The organism is Bacteroides reticulotermitis JCM 10512 (assembly GCF_000517545.1).
Classification (GTDB): domain Bacteria; phylum Bacteroidota; class Bacteroidia; order Bacteroidales; family Bacteroidaceae; genus Bacteroides; species Bacteroides reticulotermitis.
This window is the reverse complement of the sequence record NZ_BAIV01000077.1, coordinates 1-2,286: the sequence shown is the minus strand read 5'-3', so window position 1 is coordinate 2,286 and position 2,286 is coordinate 1. Positions and strand designations below refer to the sequence as shown.

The following is a 2,286-nucleotide window of genomic DNA, read 5'->3' as shown; positions in this document are numbered from 1 at the left end:
TTATGTATAGTGACGCATAAGCATCATTGCGTAGGTGGCTATTCTTCAAAGGAAGATTCCCTTATCCTTTCGGCAACCATTGACGGCAAACGTATCGAAACCGTAGAGGTATCCATTTCCAAACTGAAAGTAATCCAATGCAGGGGATTATGCAACAAGAACAGCAAACACCATAGTCAGATACTTTCCCTTGTGAATAACAATATGCCATTCATTGAACAACGATTGGCAGCATAACAAAATAATAATCAAAATGATACATAATGATATGAAAAAGTGTAGAATAGAAAAAAAAGGAAACGGCTTTGCTGTAAGGGGTACAAACTTTCTTAACTATTGCGATGCCGATATATACGCCTATTATTTGGCAAATACGCTGAATAACGGAGGAAAACTGATATATGTTTCGGGCGTGGACGAAGCCATTGAAAAGCATAACCAATTAGAGGAAGTTACCAATGGCGATTGGTTGAGGGCTTGTTGGAACAGAAACGCAGAGTGCTACCTGCACACCAAAAATGTGTACGCACTAAAAGACAATCCACTACACGGCAACAAACACCAATGGTACAAAGATGCCGACCAATGGTGGGAGTATATGCCTATCGAAACAAAAGCGGTCATTTCGGGTATTGACAGCCAAACGGCAACGGATTACCATTACCGTGCTTTTTGGGCGAAGATACAACCCTCAGACAAGAACTGTATTCATAAATATTGGCGACATAGGAACGGCTTAATAAGGCTTGACGAAGACGATGCCAATTCCCTGCAAATGGAAGTTATCTGCGAATTGGCAGACTTACAGTTGGAACAGGAGTACAGCAAAAGCCGAGAGGATATGTGCGATGAAAACGGCTCATTTGACGAAGAATATCAAGACAGGTTTAACGACATCTACGATGAAATAGAAGCAAGGCTTTTAGATAATGAACTTTAATAATTGGGGCGACGACAGTCGCCTACAACAACACATAGAATGAAAATCATAACTAAAGGATATAAGAACAGTAAAGTACAACCTTTTCCCGAATGGGATTTAGAGGTGCAGGATGCCATATATGAAGCAATGAACCTCATTGTAGGCAAACACGGATTCAGAACCCATTTTGAGATATGGCGTAATTGTGAACTGATAATCACTATCGGGCATAATATTCACACCACCTTGATAGAGATACGACCGCCAGAAAAGTAGAATTAATCTAAAAATCAACAGACATGAAAGCAAAAGACGTAAATGAAGAATTAATCGGAAAACGGTGCAAGTGCATCTTTACGGGACTTATGGTAACGGGAACTATCGAAGACGTAAAACATACGGAATATACCGCAGAGGTAAAAATCCGTTTCGATGAACCGCATAATTGGGGTGGAGAACTCTATCGCTTTGATTGGGCGCACGCCCGACTACATGATGATTTTGGCTCACTCCACCACCTTGAAATAATAGACGACAAATACCAAACCTTACGGGTAAGGTTTACAAAAAGCATATCTGTTATTGACAGAATGTTTGCACAAGATTATAAAGCATGGGGAGCCGTCAATTTGAAAGAATGGATAGATAGCTATGAAAGTTCCCGTTTTACACTGATTGGCTATGATATGGCTGTTATTACCTCTGAATACAATATCGAGCATATAGAGGAATGGCTACGCATGAATACCCCTATTCTCTCTATTGAAAAAACTATTTGACCATGTATAAACTATTTATAGGCTTTCGGAAATTGGACGAGTTTCCGACCATACAAGAAACAAAGAAATATGCCCAATACAGCGAGGAAGCAGGCGTTTTTTCGCTCATCGGAGATAATTACAGCGATAGTTGGTATAAATCAAAAAATCAATAAAATGGAACTTAAAATTAAAGACCTCACAGGGGCAACAATCGAAGTAACCGATTTGAATGCCGCCATTGACGAATGTAAGCGTTGCAAAGACAGTCCGTATAAAATGGAAAGCGGACACACCGTAGGCGAAAATTATGCCTATATACTGGAGCAATTGCTCCCGATTCAACAACAAAACCGTCGTTCACGTTGGTTGGAAGGTACAGAAATGCGCTACAATCAGGGCAAGCGTTTTACAAAAATGGATATTGCTTACGAAATCGGTCGGCACGAACCGTATCACCCCGCCTCTCTCTATTGGGATAGCCTACGACGGGAAGAGCTTGTAGCGTTCTTCAATGATATGTTTGGAACTTATATTAAATAAACGGACGGCGGATTTTTTCCGCCGTTACTTTTTCCATGAGCCGGAAAGTAAGCGGGAGAAAAA

The 2,286-nt window shown here is 40.6% G+C and carries 6 protein-coding genes; all 6 read left to right on the top strand.

Annotated elements, in window-relative coordinates; all coding sequences use genetic code 11:
- The coding region (locus JCM10512_RS22285) for a PcfJ domain-containing protein (RefSeq protein ID WP_244437419.1) at positions 1-237 on the top strand (237 nt) is incomplete at its 5' end.
- Between the two features lie 31 nt (positions 238-268).
- Entirely contained in the window at positions 269-940 is a 672-nt protein-coding gene (locus JCM10512_RS21745; RefSeq protein WP_148298519.1) for a hypothetical protein, read from the top strand.
- A gap of 39 nt (positions 941-979) precedes the next feature.
- Positions 980-1,198 carry a hypothetical protein gene (locus JCM10512_RS20945; protein WP_052517336.1) on the top strand — a complete coding sequence of 73 codons (219 nt, stop codon included), beginning with the start codon at positions 980-982 and terminating at the stop codon, positions 1,196-1,198.
- Between the two features lie 23 nt (positions 1,199-1,221).
- On the top strand, positions 1,222-1,701 hold the full coding sequence (locus JCM10512_RS20940; RefSeq protein ID WP_044165884.1) for a DUF7258 domain-containing protein: 480 nt from the start codon (positions 1,222-1,224) through the stop codon (positions 1,699-1,701).
- A 2-nt stretch (positions 1,702-1,703) separates the two neighbouring features.
- Entirely contained in the window at positions 1,704-1,856 is a 153-nt protein-coding gene (locus JCM10512_RS22925) for a hypothetical protein (RefSeq protein ID WP_162472340.1), read from the top strand.
- Between the two features lies 1 nt (position 1,857).
- A complete protein-coding gene (locus JCM10512_RS24470) occupies positions 1,858-2,223 on the top strand; it encodes a hypothetical protein (RefSeq protein ID WP_244437417.1) in 366 nt (121 codons plus the stop codon).
- Positions 2,224-2,286: the final 63 nt, after the last annotated feature.